Source organism: Agrococcus sp. AC640b, assembly GCF_979255995.1.
Window position 1 is genome coordinate 50,516 of sequence record NZ_CEEDMM010000020.1, and the last position, 21,748, is coordinate 72,263.

Genomic DNA, 21,748 nt, shown 5'->3' on the forward strand with positions numbered 1-21,748 from the left:
CCCTCGGGCCCTCCGGCCCTCGGCCCTCAGGCCCCGTCGGCGTCTGCGGGCGCGGCGTCGCCGCCGGTCGGCTCGGCGTCCGGCACGACCCCGAAGCGCTCGCGACGGATGCGCAGCGCGGCGGCCTGCGCATCCGGCACCACCTGGGCCAGGCCCGTGCCCGCGATCCACGCGCCCACGACCTCGAGGTTCGGCTCGGTCGCGACGGCGTCGCGCACACGGCCCTGCAGCGCCCTCGCGCCCACGGACGACGACGGCTGCGCCTGCTCCCACCGCACGCGGTCGGCGGCGACCGGCTCGGGCACGGGGATGCCGAGGATGGCCTCCGCATCGGACCTCGCGAGCGCGATGGCAGCGGCCTCGTCGAGGTCGGCGGTCGCGGGCGCCTCGCCCGCCCGCCCGTACGACACGCGCAGCACGGCCCGATCGCCGGCCGACTCCGCGAGCCACGCCCACTTGGCCGTCGCGTGCGTGAGCGCCTTCGCGGCGATGCCGGCGTCCTCGGCCACGAGCGCTCCCGAACCGCGCGGTGCGCCCTCGAGCCCCTCGACGACGAGCGTCACGAGCTCGACGGTCGTCGCAGGCGCCGCCTCGACGTCGATGCCGACGTCGGCGAGCAGCGCGGCAGCCGGGGCGCCCGGCGTCGCGACGACGAGCGCAGAGGCGGTCCAGCGCTCCTCGCCCGCCTGCACCGCCCATCCGGACTCGGTGCGCTCGGCGCGATCGACGACGACGCCCGTGCGGATCGTCGCACGCCGCTCGACCTCGCCGCGCAGCGCCTCCGGCAGACGATGCATGCCGCCGCGGATGCCGCGCACGGCACTGCCTGGCCGTGCCCCGTCGCCGATGCGCAGCGCGACCCCGCCGGACAGCGAGCCCGCACGCGTCATCGCCTCGTTGAGGCCGGGAGCGACGACGCCGACGTCGAGGTCGCGCGCGTTCGACGAGTAGACGCCGCCGGAGATCGGCGCGACGAGCCTGCGCAGCACGGCCGTGCCCATGCGGCGCTCGACGAGGGGTCCGAGCCGCTCGTCCTTGCCGACCTTCAGCACCGGCATGAGGCGATCGAGGTATGCGCGCAGCGCGCCACGCCAGCCGAGCACGGCGATGACGTCCTGGGCGAGCGGCACCGACGGGATGCCGAGCATCGTGCGCTTCGGCAGCGGCACCGAGCGTCCCGCGAGGCGCAGCCACGCCCCGCCGGGCTCGGGGTCGACGAGGTGGTCCCCGAGGCCGAGCTGCTCGGCGAGCTCGGCGACGGCGCCGCCGCGCACCGCGAACGACTCGGCCCCGGCATCGAGCGGGATCCCCGCGAGGTCGTGGCGGGCGACGATGCCGCCGACGCGGTCTCGCGCCTCGAGCACGAGCACGTCGTAGCCGCGGCGCGCGAGGTCGTTCGCGAGCACGAGCCCGGCGACGCCTGCCCCGACGACCACGACCTCGTGCATCGGCGGCTCGGGCTCGTGCGCCGCCTCGGTGGCGGCGTCCGGCTCGGCGACCGTCGCGCCCCGCGGCTCCCGGGCCGCGTCCGCCTGCCGGTCTGCGGGCGACGCACCCGTCGGATCGCTCATGCGGCGTGCACGTGCTCGACGATGCGCGTCAGCACGGTGGGGTCGGTCTCGGGCGGCACGCCGTGGCCCAGGTTGAACACGTGCGCGCGCGCCGACGACCCCTGCCGCAGCACCTCGTCGATCGCGGGCGCGATCATCTCCCACGGCGCGCCGAGCAGTGCCGGGTCGAGGTTGCCCTGCACCGTGACGTCGCCGCCCATCCGCGCATGGGCGACGTCGAGCGGCGTGCGCCAGTCGACGCCGATCGCGTCGACGCCGAGGTTCATGGCGCCGTACAGCTCCGTCATGCCGACGCCGAAGTGCACGAGCGGCAGCGCGCGGCCATCGGATGCCGTGAGACCGCGCACATGGTCGAGCGCCCGCGTCGACGCGGGCACGACGTGCTGCACGTACGCCTCGAGCGGCAGCGAGCCCGCCCACGAGTCGAACAGCTGCGCGGCGCTCGCGCCCGCATCCACCTGCGCACGCACGAAGCGGCCCGTGACGTCGGCGCACCAGTCGGTGAGCCTCGCCCACGCGACCGGGTGCGCGCGCATGAGCGTGCGGGCGGCGAGGTGATCCTTCGAGGGGCGCCCGGCGACGAGGTAGGCGGCGAGCGTGAACGGCGCGCCTGCGAATCCGATGAGCGGCGTCGTACCGTCACCGATGTCGGCCAGGCCCGCGACGGTGCGTCGCACGCCCTCGCGGACGGGCTCGAGCGCGTCGTCGAGCACGACCGGGTCGGTCGCGACGAGGCGGTCGACCGCCTCGGGCGAGTCGATCGGCGTGCCGATGACGGGACCGACGCCCGGCTCGATGCGCACGTCGACGCCGGCGAGCAGCAGCGGCACCATGATGTCCGAGAAGAAGATCGCCGCGTCGACGCCGTGGCGCCGGATGGGCTGCAGCGTGATCTCGCTCGAGAGCGCGGGGTCGAGGCAGCTGTCGAGCATGTCGTGGCCCGTGCGCAGCGCGCGGTACTCGGGCAGCGACCTGCCCGCCTGCCGCATGAACCACACCGGCGTCACGTCGGGTCGGTCGCCGCGGTAGGCGCGCACGAGTCGGCTGTCGCCGGTCGTGGAGTGGATCGGGTGGTGCTGCGGCAGCGTCGTCATCGTGCCCCATCCTCCCATCGCGCGTCAGCCGGTCCGCGGGTTCGCGTCTCGCAGGCGATCATGGGTGGCCGAGGGGCATCCTCCCGTCGCCTGCGAGACGCGATCGCACGCCGGATCACGGCACCGGACGCCCGCCCGTCACGGCGATCGTCGCCGCCGAGGTGTACGCGGCCTCGTCGGAGGCGAGGTACACGTAGGCGCCGGCCAGCTCGCTCGGCTGGCCCGCGCGCCCGAACGGGGTGTCGTGGCCGAACTGGGCCACCTTCTCGTCGGGGAAGCCCGTCGCCGGGATGAGCGGCGTCCAGATCGGCCCGGGTGCGACGGCGTTCACGCGGATGCCGCGCGGACCGAGCTCGGAGGCCAGCGCCTCGACGAACGCGCGCTGCGCCGCCTTCGTCATCGCGTAGTCCACGAGGCCGGGCGACGGGTCGGCCGACTGCACCGACGACGTCACGATGATCGACCCGCCCTCCGGCAGGTGCGGCACGGCCTCCCGGGCCAGCACGAGCATCGCGTACAGGTTGGTCTTGAACACGCGGTCCATGCCGTCCCACGTGATGTCCTCGATGCCGTCGCGCTGCCGCTGGTGCGCGGCGTTCGACACGAGCACGTCGAGCCCGCCGAGCTCGTCGACCGTGCGGCGCACCGCCTCGACGGCCGAGGACTCCTCGCGCAGGTCGAGGGCGAACGCGACGCCGCGGCGCCCGGCCTCCTCGACGGCCGCGACCGTGACGGCCGCATCCTCCGCCTCCTCGGGCAGGTGCACGATCGCGACGTCGGCGCCCTCGCGCGCGTAGGCGATCGCGACGGCCCGCCCGATGCCGGAGTCGCCGCCCGTGATGAGCGCGCGGCGCCCCTCGAGTCGCCCGCGACCGACCCACGACGTCTCGCCGTGATCCGGCGCCGGTTCCATCGGCGCGGTCAGTCCCGGCTGCGTCGGCTGCTGCTGGACGGGGAAGTCGGTGGGGTGGTCGGTCATGGCGATGCTCCTGCCGATCGACGGACGGTGGTCGTCCAGTCCATCGGGGGAGTCGCGGATGCACGACCCCCTTGACGACGATCGGGGCTCGTCGGGCCGGCTACGCGTCGCGCTCGATGCGGCGCACCTGCACCGTGAGGCGCGCGTCGGACCAGTCATCCGGCAGCGCCGCGCGCACGGCCGCGGCCGCGTCGCGAGAGACGGAGCGGACATCCGACGACGTGCGCACCCCGATCGCGACGCGGACCGCGCGCGGCAGCACGGTCACGTGCGCGAGCACCTCGCGCCGCTGCCCCTCGACGACCTGCGCGAACGCCGGCGCTGCGACGTAGCAGCTCGCGACGCCGGGGACGCCCTCGAGGGATGCGTCGACCGCGCGGGCGACCTCGATCGGCTCGGTCACGCTCGACCTCCCGGGAACACGTCGTCGACCACGACGTCGACGGCACCGACCGTGAGCGGCGAGTGCGACACGAGCGCGAGGTGCACGGCGGCGCGCACGTCGTCGGCGATCGGCACGACGGGGACGCCGTAGCGCACGCCGATCGTGACGCGCACGTCGAGGATGCCGTCGTGCTCTGCGAGGTGCACGCGGCTCACGAGCACGTCGTCGTGGGCGTCGCCCGCGGTGCGGGCCACCTCGCGCAGCGCGCCCTCGGTGATCGTCGTCGACGTGCGCTCGTCGGTGTCCTCGATGGTGAGGTCGCGGCCCGCGCGGACCTCGGAGCGGATGATGCCGAGCAGCGAGTCGAGCCACTGCTCGTCGCCGGGCCCCGCAGCCTCCGCGTCCTCGTCGGACATCGTGCGCGCGAGACTGCCGAGCCGCTCCATCGACTCGACGAGCGCGCGCGCCTCCGCGTCGTCCTCGATCGCCGCGATGCGGGGCACCCGGCCGCGATCGACGTAGGCGGAGAGCTGCTCGAGCGTGTGCCCGGATGCGCCGACCATCTCGGTGTCGTCGGGCTCGATCCCGTCGCCTGGCATGCTCACCTCCACTCCTCCATCGCTGCCAGCACCGTCTGCCGTGCTCGAGCCAGCCTGCCGCGCACGGCGGCCGGCGTCGAGTCCGTGCGCTCGGCGATCTCCTCGTACGACATGCCGGCGAGCTCGCGCAGCATCCACGCGTCGCGCTGCTCGGCGGGCAGCGCGTCGACGATCCTGCCGAGCGCCTGCGTGGCCGCCTGCCGCTCGACGACCGTCTCGGGCCCGTCGCGGCGGTCGGTGACCTCGCGGTCCTCGATCGCGTCGGTGCGGCGTCGTGCACGCGTGCGCATGACGTCGGTCGCGCGGCGTGCGACGGCGGTCGCGAGCCATGAGCGCACCTGCGACGGGTCGCGCAGGTCGCCGATGCGTCGCCACGCGGTGACGAACGCCTCCTGCACGACGTCGTCGGCCTCGAGGCTCGAGCCGAGGTAGCGGATCGCGAACCCTCGCAGGTAGGGCGCGTGCCTGCGCACGAGCACCGAGAAGGCGCGTTCGTCGCCGTCGGCGGAGCGCGCCGCCAGCAGCGCATCCGGTGCTTCCTCGAGCCGCATCTCCCGCCCCCCCCTACGAATCGCAGCGTAGCCGCCTCGAGGGTGGATCGGCACGCATGTCCGACACGCCCGGGCCGCGTGCGACCGGGTCGTGCCGTGACGATGCGGTCGCTCGTGACGTCTCACTCGTACATGGACCCGCTGCGGGTCCTGCAGACATCGCTCCAGACCGCCTTCAGAGAGGCCACACCATGGCAAGCACGCAGGGAACCACGACCACGGCGGGCGTGCCCGCGACCACCGTCGCGACGTCGACGACCGGCATCACGGGCGTCACGACCGTCGTCGACCCCGTCGTGGCGAAGATCGCAGGCATCGCGGCTCGCGAGGTGCCCGGCGTGTTCGCGCTCGGTGGCGGCGCAGCCCGCGTCGTCGGCAGCATCCGCGACGCCATCGGCCAGGGCGACCTGGGGCAGGGCGTGCGCGTCGAGGTCGGCGAGACGCAGGTCGCCGCCGACGTCACGATCGTCGTCTCCTACCCCGAGCCCCTGCAGGTCGTCGCCGCCGACGTGCGCACCGCCGTCGCTCGCGCGATCACGGAGCTCGTGGGCATGGAGGCCGCCGAGATCAACGTGACGATCTCCGACGTGCACATCCCGGGCGAGGAGCCCGCGCCGGAGGACAGCCGCGTCGCCTGACGCGACCGATGCTGCGCTGGCGCGCGGCACCCCTGGCACCTCGCGGGCCTGAGCGCAACCCGTCGCGCGCGCGCAGGCCCGAGGAGCACCCTGAGGACGGACCACGCGAGGGAGACCTCGATCGCAAGAGGAGAAGGAGGGGCCCATGGGACTCGGAGACAAGATCTCGAACCAGGCCGAGGAGCTGAAGGGCAAGGCCAAGGAGGCCTTCGGCGACGCAACCGACAACGAGCGTCTGCAGGCTGAGGGCAAGGGCGACCAGGCCTCTGCCAACACCAAGCAGGCGGGCGAGAACGTGAAGGACGCCGCGAAGAACGTGTTCGGCGACGACCGCAAGTAGCGATCCCGCACGAGGCCCCCGATCCCTTGCGATCGGGGGCCTCGTCGTGTCCGGGCTGCATGAGGTGACGCTGAGCGGCGCGCCACGTGCACATGGCACGCGACGAGCCGCTCAGCGTCACCTCGCGCGGCGCGGATCTCGGCGCCATCGCACTCGACGATCAGCCGTTCCCCGACGAGCAGATCGACGCGGCGCCTCCCGATCCAGACCTGCGGTCGCACGCGGATGCCCCTCGCTCGCAGCCGCACCCGCACCATGCTCTCGACGCCCGACTCGGCGTCGTCGACCGCGTCGATGAGCGCCCGCGTCCGTCCTGGCGCCCCGCGGCACCACGCCGTGAGGTCCTCGCGCGTCGCCAGGCGCAGGTGCACCAGCGAGTCGGCCACCACGACGACGTCCTCCGCAGTGCCGCACCGCAGCAGGCAGCGGAAGGCCGTCTCGACGTCGTCGACGGCGGTCGCGACCGGTGGCACGCTGCCGTACGGACGGCAGCCGGCCCTGCCGCGCCGGTCGTCGCGACGCCGCGCCAGCCGCACGTGCGCACGTCCGAGACGCTCCGGCACCCATGCGCCGCGGAGCCGCAGCGCGCTGGCGCACGCGACGCAGCCGCCGGACCGGACGGCATCCACGACCGCGGGGTCGGCGCCAGGCTGCGCGAACCACCCGGTGCGCACGCGCTCGAGCCGCCCCGACGCGAGCGCGCGCTCGCGCTGCGATCGTCCCCAGCCGAGGTGCATGAGCTGCGCCGCGCTGAGCACGCCGGAGCGGAGGGTGACGGGATCGAGCATGCCCAGGAGGGTCGCCGACGGCTGGCGGAGACGTCTCTGCGGAGCGGAGGATTCGGGACGAGCCTGCACGAGGTGGCGCTGTGCGGGACCCCAGGTGCACGGGGCGCATGGGGTGCCGCTCGGCGTCACCTCGTGCGCGAACCTCGGGGCACGCCAGGGCGAGTACCATGGAGACGTGCTCATCTGCCTCACGGCGAGCCACCGGAACGCCGACTTCGACGTCCTCGAGCGCCTCGCCGCCGCCGACGCGACGATGCTGCCTACCCTCCTCGCCTCCTCCGCAGGCGTCGACGGCGCCATCGTCGTGTCGACCTGCAACCGCTTCGAGGCGTACCTCGACGTCTCCGCAGAGCAGGCGGACGGCGCTGCGCGTGCCGCGCTCGACGCCGCGCTCACGACCGCAGGAGCCCCCGGCGAGGTCGAGCACGTCGAGGCGCTGTACGACGCGCACGCCGCAGAGCATCTCTTCGCCGTCGCAGCCGGCCTCGAGTCGGTCGTCGTCGGCGAGGGTGAGATCGCCGGTCAGGTGCGCCGTGCGCTCGGCAACGCGCAGGACGCCGGCACGACGACGAGCGACCTCGAGCGCCTCTTCCAGCGTTCGATCGAGACGCAGCGCGGCGTGAAGCGGCGCACGGGCCTGGGCGAGCAGGGGCGATCCATCGTGCGCCTCGCCCTCGACCTCGCGAGCGACCGCATCCATGACTGGTCGCAGGCGCGCGTGCTGCTCGTCGGCACCGGCCGCTTCGCCGCCGCGTCGCTCGCGGCGCTCCGCGACCGCGGCGTGCGCGACGTCGAGGTGTGGAGCCCGTCCGGCCGCGGCGACCGCTTCGCGCGCAGCCACGGCATCCCGAGCGTCGACGGCCGGGATGCGCCGCTCGCGCTCGCGGGCGCCGACGTCGTCGTGACGTGCACGACCTCGTCGGAGCACGTCATCGACGCGGCGATGATCGCCGCGGGGCGTCGCGCGCTCGCCGCGACGCACGCGTACGCGGGCATGCCGGCAGGGCACCCGCACCTCGTCGCCGTCGGCACGGGACCGTTCGGCGCCCCGGCGTTCACCGGCGACGAGCCGCCGCGCGTCGAGCCGGCGGTCTGCCCCGTCGCCGTGCAGGTCACGGGCGCCTCGTGCCCCGTCGAGCACGGCCGATCCAGCCAGCTCGTCATCGACATGGGCCTGCCGCGCAACGTCGCCCCCGACGTGTCGCGCGTGCACGGCGTCGAGCTGCTCGACCTCGAGACCATCCGCATCCACGCCCCCCTCGACCACCTGACCGCCACCGACGACGCCAGGGCGCTCGTGCAGAAGGCGGCGAAGACCTACGCCCGCGTCGGCGAGGAGCAGCGTCTCGGCCCCGCCGTCGCCGCACTGCGCCAGCACGTGACGGCCGCGCTCGACGCAGAGCTCACCCGCGTGCGTCGGCGAGGCACCGAGGCGGAGCAGCTCGCCGCCGAGCAGGCGCTGCGGCACTTCGCAGGCGTGCTGCTGCACCAGCCGAGCGTGCGTGCCCGCGAGCTCGCCGCCGACGGCAGGCATGCCGACTACCTGGACGCGCTCGAGGCCCTGTTCGGCATCGACCACGTCGCCTGAACCCACGCACGGCCCCGAATCCCACGACGCACGACCCGCTCGTCGACGAGCATGCATCGCACCGAACGGCCGCCACCCGGCTGCCCGCGTACGACGCCCCACGCACGAACCGATCGGTCGCAGACGGCGACCGCACCCGAAGTCCCTCCGACCCGAGAGCACCCATGAGCCCCAGGAAGTCCACGAACGCCAGGAAGACGTCGAAGCCGGCGCGCCACCACCTCGAGCTGCCCACGCCGCCGAAGCTCGACCCCAAGGGCATGCGCATCACGCCCCTGGGAGGCCTCGGCGAGATCGGCCGCAACATGACGGTCTTCGAGCACAAGGGCAAGCTGCTCATCGTCGACTGCGGCGTGCTGTTCCCCGAGGAGCACCAGCCGGGCATCGACGTGATCCTGCCCGACTTCTCCGCCATCCGCTCGCGGCTGCAGGACATCGAGGCCATCGTGCTCACGCACGGCCACGAGGACCACATCGGCGGCGTGCCCTACCTGCTGCGCGAGCGCGCCGACATCCCCATCATCGGCTCGGCCCTCACGCTCGCGTTCATCACGGCGAAGCTGCAGGAGCACCGCATCGCGCCCGTCACCCGCACGGTGACCGAGGGCGACCGCTCCGCAGCAGGCCCGTTCGACCTCGAGTTCCTCGCGGTGAACCACTCGATCCCCGACAGCCTCGCCGTCGCGATCCGCACCGAGGCGGGCCTGGTGCTGCACACGGGCGACTTCAAGATGGACCAGTTCCCGCTCGACGGGCGCACGACCGACCTGCCCGGCTTCGCGCGCCTGGGCGACGAGGGCGTCGACCTCTTCCTCGTCGACTCGACGAACGCAGACGTGCCCGGCTTCTCCATCTCGGAGGAGGACCTCGCGCCGGCGATCGACCAGGTGTTCCGCACCGCGCCGAGGCGCATCGTCGTGTCGAGCTTCGCGAGCCACGTGCACCGCATCCAGCAGGTGCTCGACGCTGCCGAGCGGCACGGCCGCAAGGTCGCGTTCGTCGGCAGGTCGATGGTGCGCAACATGGGCATCGCGGCCGAGCTCGGCTACCTGAACATCCCGAAGGGGCTCGTCGTCGACATGAAGACGCTCGAGCAGCTGCCGCCGACCGACATGGTGCTCGTCTGCACGGGCTCGCAGGGCGAGCCGATGGCTGCGCTGTCGCGCATGGCCAACCGCGAGCACATCATCGACATCGGCGAGGGCGACACGATCCTGCTGGCGTCGAGCCTCATCCCCGGCAACGAGAACGCGATCTACCGCATCATCAACGCGTTCACGCGCTGGGGTGCCAACGTCGTGCACAAGGGCAACGCGAAGGTGCACGTCTCCGGCCACGCGAGCGCGGGCGAGCTCGCCTACTGCTACAACATCCTGCAGCCGACGGCGGTGCTGCCCGTGCATGGCGAGTGGCGGCATCTGACGGCGAACGCCGCGATCGCGACGCGCACGGGCATCGAGGAGGACAACGTCTTCGTGATCGAGGACGGCGTCTCGATCGACCTCGTCGGAGGCGTGTCGCGCATCAGCGGCCGCGTGCCGGCTGGCGAGATCTTCGTCGACGGCTCGTCGGTGGGCGTCGCGGCGGAGAACGCGATGATCGACCGTCGCACGCTCGCCGAGGAGGGCGCCATCACGGTGCTCGCGATCGTCGACCTGCGCACGGGCAGGCTCGGGGAGCCGGTGGAGTTCTTCACTCGCGGCTTCGTCGAGGAGGCCGGCTGGCAGAAGGGCGCGCGCACCGCGATCGACGAGGCGCTGAAGTCCGACGGCAACGGCTCGGAGCGCGCCGTCGCCGACCTCGAGCGTTCGATCACGCGTGCGCTCGGCAGGTGGCTCGAGCGCCGTCGTCGTCGCCCGGTCATCACCGCGGTCGTCGTCGAGGAGTGAGTCGGGGGGGGGGGGGGGGCGGGGCAGGTCGCTGCCCCGCCCGCTCCTCTGCGCGCGTCGGCCCGGGCATCCGAGCCGACCTCCACGTCGCCTCTGCCCGACAGCCCGCCAGCGAAGGCGCCGCAAGAGCCGGAGGGTGCGCAGCCGCCCGCTCGCCGACCGGACGTAGCATCGCCACATGGCTGGCTCCCGAGACTTCACGCGCCGGGACGTCGCGATCGTCTCGCTGATGTCGATCGGGTGGCTCGCCGAGGTCACCGGCTGCGTGCTCGTGGGGGTCGCCAGGCGCACCCGTACCGGGTTGCTCAGCAGGCAGAGCCACGGGTGGTTGCTCCCGCTCGACGAGAGCGCCTACGTCGGCGGGATGCTCGTTCTGACCGCCACCGTGCTGATCGCTGCCGCGATGCCTTTCCTGCGGTCGGCGCCGAGCCTCGTCGTCGTGGCGATGGTCACCGTGGTGCTCCTTCCCGTGCAGGGATTCGCGACCTTCATGGTCTCGTCGCGCATCGCAGCGGGATACGAGCCGTACGGCGACGATGTGCTCATCGGCCAGATGGCCTACGTGATCGCGCTCGTGCTGCAGGCCATCACGGCGACGATCTGCATCCTCCGCGCCGTCCGGCTCACACCTCGTGCAGCCCGCGAGGCAGAGGCGAGGCGGCGCAGCATGCGCACGACGCGCCGCGCGATGCGGAGGCGCCGAGCCGGGAGATAGCGCTGCCCCCCGAGACCGGGGCCGGGGCGCCGGAGCGCGTCAGCCCTGCAGGCGCCGCAGCGCCGAGCCCTTGTGCGCCGCCGTCGCGCCCGTCTTCTCGGACTCCACGACGTATGCCGGCTCGTCGTCGGAGGCGGTGAACCGCTGCCCGTCGTGCTGGAAGTCCTTCGTGCGACGCTCGAGCACCTTCCCGCGCGTGCGGCCCTGCGGCGTCGCCCAGCTCACGCGGTCGCCCGTCGACAGATCCTTCGTCACGACCGCTGCTCGCCGTCGTCGGAGGAGTGCTGCACGTGGGTGAGCACGCGATCCCACGAGCCCACGAGCGCATCCGTCGCCCACTCGAGCCGCGACGTGCCGGAGTCGGCGGCGAGGCGCTCGGGCTCGATCACGAGCACGGCGCCCGAGCGGCCGGGGCCGTCTGCCCATCGCTGCGCGATCGTGCCGCCCTCGTCGCCCGTGACCTCCGCGGTCGCCTCGTCGTCCTCGAGGCCGCGCGCGAGGCGGTCGTCGAGCGTGCCCGTCGACGGGCCCTCGCCGACGTCGGGCAGCGGCTCGTCGTACGTGGGCTCCTCGCCGAGGTCGGGCGCGACGAGCGCGACGGCGCCAAGCAGCTGCTGGTGGTCGAGCACGAGCGACGCGGCCACGAGCGCGCCGCTGCCCCAGCCGACGACGCCCACGGGGCCCATGTCGCGCGCGCCGGTGCGCGCGCCCGTCTGCCGTGCGTCGCGGATGTACTCGGCGATCGCGTCGGCCTGCTCGGCGGGCGTCACCGTCACCGCGTCGCCCTGCACGACCGGGTCGAGCACGAGCAGATGCACGGGATGCCGCGCCGTGACCGCCGGGTCGGGGTCGACGAACCCCGTGACCTCCTGCGGGTTGCAGAGGATGACGAGGTGCTCGGCGAACGGGGTGCCAGCGTTCGAGAGCGCGAGCTCGGTGCCGGACGGGAGGGTCACGTGGAGGTCGGCCATGACTCGAGGCTCTCCTGCCTCGCCGACTCGTGCCAGTGGGTTGCGCGGACGGCGCCCCCCGGTCAGCCCTCGTCGAGCTGCTGCTCGAGTCGCTCCTGCAACGCGGTGAGCAGCGTGGTGACGTCGGCGTCGTCGCCCTCGCTCGCCAGGGACGCGAGGGTCTCGTCGAGCGCATCCGTCGCGTCCTGGGTGCCGAGCGCCGCCTCGAGGCTCGTCGCGTCTGCGAGGGCGGTCACGACGGCGGCGCGCTCGGGATGCGTGTCGGCGAACGCGGCGCCACCGGTCGTCGTCACGGGCACGGCGCCCGAGGCGTCGGCGAGGGCGACCTGCTGCTCGTCCTGCGTGAGGAACGCGATGAGGTCGCGGGCCTCGTCGCCCGTGCGCGTGTCGGCAGGCAGCGCCCAGCACGTCGAGGTCGCGAACGTCGACGCCGACGCCGGGCCCGCGGGGAGGGTCACGAGGCGCACGCCGTCGAGCAGCAGGGCGGCGCCGTCCGCGTCGGCATCCGTGTCGTCGGATGTCGCCGGCGCCTGGGAGGCCTCGGGCTCGGTGGCGGGCGCATCCGACGCGTCGTCCTCGCCGGGCTCGCCACTCGGCTCGGGCTCGTCGGACGACTCGGGCTCGTCGGACGACTCGGGCTCGTCGGACGACTCGGGAGCGGCATCCTGCGCGGCGAGGAGCTCGGCGAGCCCGACGTACGCCATCGCCGCGTCGCCCGACGCGAACGCCTCGGCCGCCGAGGCTGCGTCGAGGTCGGCCGGCCAGGCGAGCGAGCCCGCACCGTGCATGCGCTGCACGAGGCCGAGCGCTGCGGCGTTCGCGTCGGTGGCGGCCACGGCTCCCGTCTCGTCGACGAGCGAGCCGCCCGCCTGCGCGAGCAGCACGCCGACGTGGGCGGCATCCGGGTCGATCGCGAGACCTGCGGCGTCGTCGGTCGTGAGGCGCTCGGCGGTCGCCTCGAGCTGCTCCCACGTCGTGGGCAGGTCGGCGTCGGTCAGCCCGGCATCCGCCCACGCCTGCTCGTCGATCGCGAGCGTCACGGCGTCGGCTGCGCGCGGCACGCACTGCAGCTCGCCGCCGGCGGCGACGACGTCGAGCAGCCCGGGCACGAGCTGGTCGGCCGAGGCGAGTCGCCCGTACGGCTCGACGTAGCCGTCGTAGCGCTCGAGGCGCGTCGTGGGCAGCGCGAACACGTCGGGCGGGTTGGCGTTCGCGAACGACTCGGCGAGCTGCTGCTCGAGGTCGCTCGCGAGCACGATGCGCACGGTCGAGCCCGACTCCTCGCTCCACGCGTCGACCTGAGCCTGCAGCACGTCGACCTGGGCGGGCGTGCCGCCGACGAGCATTCGCAGCTCGGGGCCGGTCGGCGCCGTGGATGCGCTCCCGGTCGGCTGCGCGTCGCCGCCACCGCCGCCGCACGCGGCGAGCGTCAGCGCCGCGAGGGCTGCGACGCTCGTCGTCGCGATCCTGGTCAGTCGCACGCCCCTACGATCCCGCGCCGATGCCGTGCGGGGCAACTCGGGCTGAGGATGCCGGCTGCGTCGCTCGCACGCTGGGCCGCATCCCGACGAGTCGGGGTGCGGCCCAGCATCCGGAGGCGGGAGCGCGCTCAGGCCTTCGGGTCGTCGGCGCGTGCGGCCTCGTCGGCCGCTGCGGCCTCGCCGGCCTCGTGCTCGACGCCCGCCTGCGAGGCAGCGAACTCCGGGGTGTCGAAGACCTCGCCGGCGATCGGATCCTGCAGCAGCCGATCCTCGTCGACCTGCGCGACGCCGTCGGCGTCGACGTCGACCGCGGACGACGGCACGGGGTGCAGCGCGACGAGCACCTCGCCCGACTCCGTCCCGGGCGCGGGCGCGGGCTGGCTCGTGCCGAGACCTGCGAACGTCGCCGACACCTCGCGGCGCCGCCCGAGCAGGCCGCGCCTCGGCGTGTCGGTGGCGGCCGCCTGCGCGATCGTCTCCGGCGTCAGCTCGGTGCCCGATGCCACGCGGGCGCGCACGTAGCGCGGCGTCGAGGCCACCTCGAAGTGGAACGCGCGCAGCAGCGAGATGCACGCGAGCACCATGATGATCGAGAACGGCACGGCCGTCGCGATCGACGCGGTCTGCAACGCCGTGAGCGCCTCCTCGCCGCCGACGACGAGCAGCACGCCTGCCGCGGTCGCGGCGATGACGACCCACAGCACGCGCGTGAGCCGCGGCGTCGTGGTCGCGCCGCCGGTCGCGAGGATGTCGACGACGAGCGCACCCGAGTCGGCAGACGTCACGAAGAAGAACACGATGATGAGGATCGCGAGCACGCTCGTGACCTCGGCGATGGGGAACGTCGCCAGCAGGTGGAACAGCGAGGTGTTCGTGTCCACCGCGCCGTCGACGAGCATGTCGCCCTCGGTGAGCTGGCGCAGGATCGCCGAGTCGCCGAAGATCGTGAACCACAGGATGCCGATGATCGTCGGCGCGAGCAGCACGCCGAAGACGAACTGGCGGATGGTGCGGCCGCGCGAGATGCGCGCGATGAACATGCCCACGAAGGGGGCCCAGCTCATCCACCAGCCCCAGTAGAAGATGGTCCAGCCACCTGCCCAGCCGTCGTTCGCCAGCGGCCAGGTCTCGAGCGCGAGACCGGGGAGGGCGGCGACGTAGGAGCCGGTGTTCGCGACGAACGACTGCAGGATGACGATCGTCGGGCCGAGGGTGAGCACGAAGAGCGCCAGCAGCGCGGCGAGCGACATGTTGATGTTCGACAGCCACTTCAGGCCCTTGTCGAGACCCGACACGACCGAGAGGGTCGCGAGGCCCGTGACGATGGCGATGATGACGATCGCGAGCGTCGTGTTCTCCTCGAACCAGCCGAGGAACGCCAGGCCGGCCATGATCTGCTGCACGCCGAGGCCCAGCGACGTCGCGACGCCGAACATGGTGCCGACGATCGCGACGACGTCGATCGTGTGGCCCATCCATCCCTCGACGCGTGCGCGACCCAGCATGGGCTCGAGCAGCCAGCGGATCGACAGCGGACGCCCGCGGCGGAAGGTCATGTACGCCAGGCCGAGGCCCACGACGACGTAGATGGCCCACGCGTGCAGGCCCCAGTGGTACAGGGTGAGGTCCATCGCGAGGCGGCCGGCCGCATCCGTGCCGCCCTCGACGCCCGCGTTCTCCGGCGGCGTCGTCATGTGCGACAGCGGCTCGGCGACCGAGTAGAACACGAGGCCGATGCCCATGCCGGCCGAGAAGAGCATCGTGAACCACGACACGGTGGAGAACTCGGGCTCCTCGTCGTCACGCCCGAGACGGATGCCGCCGATGCGCGACAGTCCCACGTAGAGCGCGAAGAGCACGAAGCCCGTCGCTGCCAGCACGTACCACCAGCCGACGCCGTTCGTGATGGCCGTGTTGAGCACCGTGAACGCGTCGCCGCCGGTCTGCGAGTAGACGATCGCGAAGACGGTGAGGCCGACGATGAGCAGGATCGCGGGGATGAAGACCGGCTTCGACAGCTGCCTCCAGACCTCCTTCGGCGACCAGTCGCGTGCGAGCTGTGAGATCTGGCGATCGGCCATCGGGTGGGGTCCTCCTGGAGCGTGTGCGGTGCGTGTCGGGGCGTCCGGGCCGGCAAGGGGGCGAGCGGCCAACCGTCCACGCTACCGAAGGTCGGCACCGCGCGGCCGCAGCACGCAGCGATCCTGCTCGCTCGGCGGCCCGCATGCAGGAGTCGAGCGACGCACGCGCGAGGCCCGCAGGATCCTGCGTCGCGGCTGCGATCACCAGCCGTCGGGGCCTGCGCTGCCTGCCTCGTACTCCTCGATGGGCGCCGCGCCATCCGCCCATGCCGCGAGCACGGGCGTCACGATCCGCCAGCACTGCTCGGCGACGTCGCCGGGCACCGACAGCATCCGGTCGCCTGCGAGGAGACCGAGGACGACCTGGCCGTACGCGCCGAGGGCGGCGGCGGCCGGGTTCGCTGCGAGCACGAGCCGCTCGAGCGCCGCGTGCTGCGGGTCGTCGACGTCGACGTCGAGCGAGATCGAGCCGTCGACGAGCGACAGGCGCAGCACCGCACCTGCGCCGTCGGCCGCGGCCGGCAGGCCCTCGGGCGGCGTCGCCGCACGCAGGTGCACGGCGACCTCGGCGCGCGGATCGCCGATGGCCTTGCCGGAGCGCAGCACGAAGGGCACGCCCTCCCACCTGGGCACGTCGACCTGCAGCAGCAGCTGCGCGAGCGTCTCGACGCCGGCGTCGGGGTCGACGTCGGACTCGTCGACGTACGACGGCAGCAGCCGATCGTCGATCCGCCCCTCGGTGTACCGTGCGCGCCTGGCGCTCGAGGGGTCGTCGCGCCACACGCGCACGGCGCCGAGCACCTCGGCCATGCGCTCGTGCACCTCGTGGGCGACGAGGCGGTCGGGTCGCTCCATCGCGACGAACGCGAGCACCATGAGCAGGTGGCTCTGCAGCATGTCGCGCAGCGCGCCCGTGCCGTCGTAGAACGAGCCGCGGCCCTCGATGCCGAGGGTCTCGTCGTAGACGATCTCGACCTTCTCGACGTGCTCGCCCGACCAGACGGCCTCGAGCATCCTGTTGCCGAAGCGCCTGCCGAGCATGCCGAGCACCGTCTCGTTGCCGAGGAAGTGGTCGATGCGCCACAGCCGCTCCTGCGGCAGCACCGCCAGCAGCGCCTCGTCGAGGGCGATGGCGTCGTCGAGGTCCTCGCCGAATGGCTTCTCGATCGCGACGACGAGGTCGTCCGGCAGGTCGATCGCCGCGAGCGATGCGGCGATGGCGTGCCCCATCGCCGGCGGCAGCGCCACGTAGAGCACGGGGGAGGAGGGGCATGCATCCAGCAGCGCCCGCAGCTCGTCGGGGTCGGAGGCGTCGGTCGCGACGAACCTGGCACGCGCGACGAGCGCGTCGACCGTGTGCGCTGCGACGTCGGCGGCCTCGAGGCTGCGACGCACGACCTCCTGCCACTCGACGTCGGTCTTGGGCGTGCGTGCCGCACCGACGAGGGTGATGTCGTCGAGGCGCGCGAGCTCGGCCACCTGCCCGATGCCGGGCAGCAGCAGCCGCTCCGTGAGGTCGCCGCCGGCGCCGAGGATCGCGATCGTGCGCGCTCCCGTGACGTCGTCGGCCGTGGGGATGCCTGGGTGCCGGGTCATGCCGTCTCCTGCTCGCGTCGGTGTCGCATCCTCGACGCTATCGACGGCGCACGCGTCGACCGGGGTCCTCGCAGACCCTTGCGCACGGCGAGGTCGGCGCTCGCTGCCCGTCGCCGGAGGTGAGGCTGAGCGTGCCGCCGGCTGCACATGGCAGATGATGGTCCGCTCAGCGTCACTCGGCGCGCGCCAGCGTGGCGGTCAGCCCTTCTCCGCGCCCTCCGTCGTCGACATGATGCGGCGCTGGAACACGAAGAAGACGATCGCGACCGGGATCGTCATGACGACGGCCGCTGCGAGCTTCAGCGGGAACTGGCTGCCCGCGCCGAGCTGGCCCGACACGAGCGAGGCGACGCCCGTCGTCAGCGTGTTGAGCTCGGGGCTCTGCCTCGAGACGACGAAGTGGGCGAACTCGTTCCACGACCCCTGGAACGACAGGATCGTGAGCGTCACGAGCGCTGGCGTCGCCATCGGCAGCGTCACCGACCAGAAGGTGCGGAAGACGCCTGCGCCGTCGATGCGCGCCGCCTCCTCGATCGACACGGGGATCGCGTCGAAGAACTGCTTCATGATGAAGATGCCTGCCGCGTCCGCGAGCAACGGGATGATCATGCCCGCGTACGTGTCGTAGAGCGCGAGCTCCTTCAGCACGAGGAAGCGCGGCACCATGAGCACGACCGTCGGCACCGCCATGACGCCGATGAAGACCCCGAACACCACCGATCGGCCTCGGAAGCGCAGCCGCGACAGCGCATAGCCCGCCAGCGAGTCGAAGAACACGCGCCCGGCCGTGACGCACAGCGTGACGACGATCGAGTTCACGCCCCACAGGCCGATGTCGGTGCCCGTGAAGAGCCGCTCGTACGCAGCGAACGTCGGCGTCTGCGGGATGAGCGACAGCGGTTCGGCCACCGCCTCGCCATCGGTCTTGAACGACGACGCGACGGAGATGAGGAACGGGTACAGGTACGCCACCGCCAGCAGCACCAGCACGACGTAGCCGGCGACGAGCCCGGCGCTCAGACGCTGCCTCATCCGCCCGTCCCCCTCTGGGTCGGCCCGGCTCTCAGCCGAGCCGTGCCCTGCGCGACGCCGCCGTCGGCGCTCGCGATCGTGGGCGGCGAGCGCCGCCAGAACGGCTTCGACGGCTCGTCGCGGTCGCGCAGCACGAACCGCTGGAGCAGCGAGAAGGCGATGATGATGAGGAACAGCACGAACGCGATGGCCGCGGCGATGCCGGGCTCGTTCTCGGTGAACGCCTGGTCGTACGCCATGTACGCGGGGCTCGTGAGCGTCGCCGCCGCAGGCGTGCCGCGCGTGAGGTACACCTGGTCGAACACCTGCCACGTGCCGATGAGGCCGAGCGTCAGCACCGTGAACAGCACGGGCCGCAGCATGGGCAACGTGACGCCGAAGAACGCCTGCCGGGCGTTCGCGCCGTCCATGAGCGCAGCCTCGCCCACCTCGGCGCCCACCTGCTGCAGGCCGGCGAGGAACAGCAGCATGAACGTGCCCGACGTCGTGAAGACCGCCATGACGATGAGCACGAGCTGCGCCACCGACGGCCCCGCAGCCCACTCCCATGCGCTCACGCCCAGGAACCCCGGCGCATCCCAGCCTCCCGGCTGCCCGCCGCCGAGCCAGCCGACGACGACGTGCACGACGCCGCGCGGATCGGCCATCCAGTTCGGTCCGTCGACGCGCAGCCACGACAGCACCGCGTTCACCGCACCCGACGCCTGGAACAGGAAGAGGAAGACGCCCGTGATCGCGATCGACGACGTCACCGACGGGAAGTAGAAGGCGGTGCGGAAGAAGCCCTTGCCCCGCAGCAGCCGTCGGTTGACCTGCACGGCGAGGAACAGCGACAGCGCCGTCTGCAGCGGCACGACGAGCAGCACGTAGAAGAGGTTGTTGCGCAACGCACGGCCGAACAGGTCGCGGGTGAGGCGATCGTCAGTGGTGATGGCCGCGTAGTTGTCGGGACCGATGAACTCGACGTTGTCGTTGAACAGCGGCGAGTTCCGGCCGTTCCAGTCGGTGAACGACACGAACAGCGCCAGCAGGATGGGGGCGATGAGGAACACGCCGACGATGACGAGGGCGGGGGCGACGAACAGCCACCCCGCCGTCGTCTCGCCGCCGCGCGTGCTCCCGCGGCGACGCGCCCGCGCCGTCGCGGGAGCACGCGTGACCATGGCCTACTCGACCTCGGAGTAGGCGTCCTCGAGCTGCCCCTGCAGCGTCGTGAGGATCGCCTGCGGATCGGCGGTGGCGAGGGTCGGCACGACGGTGTTGAGCTCGCCGACGACCTCGGACGCGCCAGGGAACGCGATGGGGCTCACCGCGTAGTCGGCGCCCGCGACGAACGCGGCGTTCTGCGGGTACTCCTCGGCGTACGTCGCCGCGGCCGTCTCCGTCGAGGGGATGACGCCGAACGCATCCGAGAACGCCAGCTGCTGCTCGTCGCTCGTGAGGAACTCGACGAGGCTCGCCGCGTCCTCCGCGGTGTCGGCACCCTCCGGGATGCCCCAGCAGTTCGAGAACGTGAAGGTGCCCTGGCCTGCAGGGCCGGCGGGCAGCTCGGCCACCTGGTACTGCACGTCGGGGAAGTCGTTCTCGAGCGCGCCCGCGATCCACGGGCCCTCGATGACCATGGCCGCCTGGCCGTTGCCGAACGCCTCGCCGCCCCAGCCTGCACCCAGGTCGGCAGGCCATGCGAGCGAGCCCGCCGTCAGCAGCCCCTGCAGGTACTCGAGCGCCTCGACGTTCTCGGGGCTGTCCGCCGTGACCTCGTCGTCGGTCATGAGGCCGCCGCCGGCCTGCTCCATGAAGACGCCGACGCGCGCGTACTCCGCGCCCATCGACAGGCCGACGGCGTCGCCGGTCGTGAGCGTCTGCGCCACGGACGCCAGCGACTCCCAGTCGGTGGGGATGTCGGCGTCGGTGAGCCCCGCCGCCGCCCACAGGTCGGTGTTGATGACGAGCCCGAGCGTCGAGAAGTCCTTCGGGTCGCACACGAGCTCGCCGTCGTACGAGAACGCGTCGGTCAGCGCCGGGTAGAACTCGCCCGCGTTGTCGAGCCCGGCCGCGTACGGCTCGAGGTAGTCGTCGGCCGCGTACGTCTGGAACTGATCCCACGACATGTAGAAGAGGTCGGGCGGGATGTCGCCAGCGAATCCCTGCGCGAGCTCCTGGCCGAGGTCGGATGCGACGACGACCTCCGCGTCGACCCCCGACTCGTCGCTCCACGCCGCGACGGCCTCCTCGACCGCTGCCGTCTCGGCGTCGCCGGACGAGCCGATGAGGATCTGCAGCGGCTCGTCGCCGTCGCCTCCGCCGCTGCCGCCCGAGCATCCTGCGAGCGTCAGCGCCGCGATGCCGGCGGCTCCGGCGATCTGCAGGGCGCGTCCTTGCCTCCTGCGATGCGTCATGATGCATCCTTCCCGTCGGCCGTGGCCGATCGCTGTGCCGGGAGTCCCCAGCGTGGGTGTGCGCGCCGGTGCAGGCGCGGGGTCACGAGTCGGTGGGCGGGGCCTGCGTGCAGCAGCTCGAGCACGGCGGCCGCCACGTCGCCGAGGCTCTGGTCGACGCTCGAGAAGTCGAGGCCGGCGGCGACGCCCGTGTCGTCGAATCCGACGACGGGCACGGAGGCGTCGGCCCGCGCGAGGGCGCCGATCGCGCCGAGCGCGAGCGTGTCGGAGGCGCAGACGATCGCGGTGGCGCCCGCGCGCAGCAGCTCGGCTGCGGCATCCTGCGCCTGGCCGGGGTCGTCCTCGACGGCACGGTCGAGGTCGGTGGTGGCACCGGCTGTCGCCATGGCCTCGCGCCAGCCGGCGCGGCGCTCGTCGCCGGCTCCGGAACCCGCCGGCCACCCGAGGAACGCGACGCGGTCGCCGGTCGCGAGGCACGCATGCGTCGCGTCGCGCGTGCCCGCGCGGCCGTCGACGTCGACCCACGCGTGGTCGGCGCCACCCTCGTCCCACGGGCGGCCGAAGGCGACGAACGGGATGCCGGAGCCGGCGAGCGCGTCGATGCGGCGGTCGTGGTGGTCGGTGGAGGTGAGGATGAACGCGTCGGCGAGGCTGCGCTGCGACAGCGAGCGGATCTGCGCGACCTCGTCGTCGGCGTCGTCGGCGGTGAAGACGAGCACGTGCCGATCGAGACGCGCCGCCTGCGCGGTGACGGCGTGCAGGAAGCGGTCGAGCAGCACGCCGTGGATGCCGTCGTCGTGGCGCTCGAGGCGGATGCCGATCGTGCGCGCCGACGACGTGCGCAGGCGCCTGGCGTGGAGGTTGGGCGCGTAGCCGAGCTCGTCGACGGCGGCCATGACGCGCTCGAGGGTCGCGGGGTGCACGATGCGCGGCGTGTTGATCGCGTTCGAGACGGTCTGCCTCGAGACGCCCGCCCTCGCGGCGACGTCGCTGAGCGTGGCTCGCACCCTCGCACCTCCTCGTGCATCGCATCCGGCCCGTCACGGGCGGA

At 73.1% G+C, this 21,748-nt stretch carries 20 protein-coding genes; 5 read left to right on the plus strand and 15 right to left on the minus strand.

The window, feature by feature from the left end:
- Positions 1-26: 26 nt before the first annotated feature.
- The 6 genes from hemG to ACZ6H8_RS08915 all read right to left on the minus strand — a co-directional run bounded on the left by hemG (position 27) and on the right by ACZ6H8_RS08915 (position 5,179).
- Positions 27-1,571 carry a protoporphyrinogen oxidase gene (gene hemG, locus ACZ6H8_RS08890; protein WP_464146413.1) on the minus strand — a complete coding sequence of 515 codons (1,545 nt, stop codon included), beginning with the start codon at positions 1,569-1,571 and terminating at the stop codon, positions 27-29.
- Entirely contained in the window at positions 1,568-2,665 is a 1,098-nt protein-coding gene (gene hemE, locus ACZ6H8_RS08895) for a uroporphyrinogen decarboxylase (protein WP_464146414.1), read from the minus strand. The genes hemG and hemE overlap by 4 nt, the downstream gene beginning before the upstream one ends.
- Before the next feature lie 115 nt (positions 2,666-2,780).
- Entirely contained in the window at positions 2,781-3,644 is an 864-nt protein-coding gene (locus ACZ6H8_RS08900) for an SDR family oxidoreductase (RefSeq protein WP_464146415.1), read from the minus strand.
- Between the two features lie 100 nt (positions 3,645-3,744).
- Complete coding sequence (locus tag ACZ6H8_RS08905; protein ID WP_464146416.1) at positions 3,745-4,047, minus strand: hypothetical protein; 303 nt, start codon at positions 4,045-4,047, stop codon at positions 3,745-3,747.
- Positions 4,044-4,634: a hypothetical protein gene (locus tag ACZ6H8_RS08910; protein WP_464146417.1), complete on the minus strand. Its 591-nt coding sequence runs from the start codon at positions 4,632-4,634 to the stop codon at positions 4,044-4,046. The genes ACZ6H8_RS08905 and ACZ6H8_RS08910 overlap by 4 nt, the downstream gene beginning before the upstream one ends.
- Positions 4,631-5,179: an RNA polymerase sigma factor gene (locus ACZ6H8_RS08915; protein WP_464146418.1), complete on the minus strand. Its 549-nt coding sequence runs from the start codon at positions 5,177-5,179 to the stop codon at positions 4,631-4,633. The genes ACZ6H8_RS08910 and ACZ6H8_RS08915 overlap by 4 nt, the downstream gene beginning before the upstream one ends.
- 191 nt (positions 5,180-5,370) lie before the next feature.
- On the opposite strand from ACZ6H8_RS08915, the gene ACZ6H8_RS08920 reads away from it, so the two are divergent.
- The 5 genes from ACZ6H8_RS08920 (at position 5,371) to ACZ6H8_RS08940 (ending at position 11,137) form a co-directional block, all read left to right on the plus strand.
- Complete coding sequence (locus tag ACZ6H8_RS08920; RefSeq protein ID WP_464146419.1) at positions 5,371-5,817, plus strand: Asp23/Gls24 family envelope stress response protein; 447 nt, start codon at positions 5,371-5,373, stop codon at positions 5,815-5,817.
- 145 nt (positions 5,818-5,962) lie between these two features.
- Entirely contained in the window at positions 5,963-6,157 is a 195-nt protein-coding gene (locus tag ACZ6H8_RS08925) for a CsbD family protein (protein ID WP_464146420.1), read from the plus strand.
- Positions 6,158-7,120: 963 nt separating this feature from the next.
- Positions 7,121-8,533 carry a glutamyl-tRNA reductase gene (locus tag ACZ6H8_RS08930; RefSeq protein WP_464146421.1) on the plus strand — a complete coding sequence of 471 codons (1,413 nt, stop codon included), beginning with the start codon at positions 7,121-7,123 and terminating at the stop codon, positions 8,531-8,533.
- Positions 8,534-8,697: 164 nt separating this feature from the next.
- Positions 8,698-10,422, plus strand: a complete 1,725-nt coding sequence (locus ACZ6H8_RS08935) for a ribonuclease J (protein ID WP_464146422.1) — start codon at positions 8,698-8,700, stop codon at positions 10,420-10,422.
- 178 nt (positions 10,423-10,600) lie between these two features.
- Positions 10,601-11,137 carry a hypothetical protein gene (locus tag ACZ6H8_RS08940; protein WP_464146423.1) on the plus strand — a complete coding sequence of 179 codons (537 nt, stop codon included), beginning with the start codon at positions 10,601-10,603 and terminating at the stop codon, positions 11,135-11,137.
- Positions 11,138-11,176: 39 nt separating this feature from the next.
- Here the strand turns inward: ACZ6H8_RS08940 and ACZ6H8_RS08945 are convergent, their stop codons facing one another.
- The 9 genes from ACZ6H8_RS08945 to ACZ6H8_RS08985 form a co-directional block, all read right to left on the minus strand.
- Complete coding sequence (locus ACZ6H8_RS08945) at positions 11,177-11,392, minus strand: hypervirulence associated TUDOR domain-containing protein (protein ID WP_464146424.1); 216 nt, start codon at positions 11,390-11,392, stop codon at positions 11,177-11,179.
- Positions 11,389-12,108: a hypothetical protein gene (locus ACZ6H8_RS08950; RefSeq protein ID WP_464146425.1), complete on the minus strand. Its 720-nt coding sequence runs from the start codon at positions 12,106-12,108 to the stop codon at positions 11,389-11,391. Before ACZ6H8_RS08950 ends, ACZ6H8_RS08945 begins: the two co-directional genes overlap by 4 nt.
- A 62-nt stretch (positions 12,109-12,170) precedes the next feature.
- Positions 12,171-13,589, minus strand: coding sequence for an extracellular solute-binding protein (locus ACZ6H8_RS08955; RefSeq protein WP_464146426.1), 1,419 nt, complete (start codon positions 13,587-13,589; stop codon positions 12,171-12,173).
- A gap of 128 nt (positions 13,590-13,717) precedes the next feature.
- Positions 13,718-15,670 carry a BCCT family transporter gene (locus ACZ6H8_RS08960; protein ID WP_464146427.1) on the minus strand — a complete coding sequence of 651 codons (1,953 nt, stop codon included), beginning with the start codon at positions 15,668-15,670 and terminating at the stop codon, positions 13,718-13,720.
- A gap of 201 nt (positions 15,671-15,871) precedes the next feature.
- Positions 15,872-17,266, minus strand: coding sequence for a glucose-6-phosphate dehydrogenase (locus ACZ6H8_RS08965; protein WP_464146428.1), 1,395 nt, complete (start codon positions 17,264-17,266; stop codon positions 15,872-15,874).
- 198 nt (positions 17,267-17,464) lie between these two features.
- Complete coding sequence (locus ACZ6H8_RS08970) at positions 17,465-18,298, minus strand: carbohydrate ABC transporter permease (protein WP_464146429.1); 834 nt, start codon at positions 18,296-18,298, stop codon at positions 17,465-17,467.
- On the minus strand, positions 18,295-19,461 hold the full coding sequence (locus tag ACZ6H8_RS08975) for a carbohydrate ABC transporter permease (protein ID WP_464146430.1): 1,167 nt from the start codon (positions 19,459-19,461) through the stop codon (positions 18,295-18,297). The genes ACZ6H8_RS08970 and ACZ6H8_RS08975 overlap by 4 nt, the downstream gene beginning before the upstream one ends.
- Before the next feature lie 3 nt (positions 19,462-19,464).
- Positions 19,465-20,697, minus strand: a complete 1,233-nt coding sequence (locus ACZ6H8_RS08980) for an extracellular solute-binding protein (protein ID WP_464146431.1) — start codon at positions 20,695-20,697, stop codon at positions 19,465-19,467.
- Positions 20,694-21,704, minus strand: coding sequence for a LacI family DNA-binding transcriptional regulator (locus ACZ6H8_RS08985; RefSeq protein ID WP_464146432.1), 1,011 nt, complete (start codon positions 21,702-21,704; stop codon positions 20,694-20,696). Before ACZ6H8_RS08985 ends, ACZ6H8_RS08980 begins: the two co-directional genes overlap by 4 nt.
- Positions 21,705-21,748 lie beyond the last annotated feature (44 nt).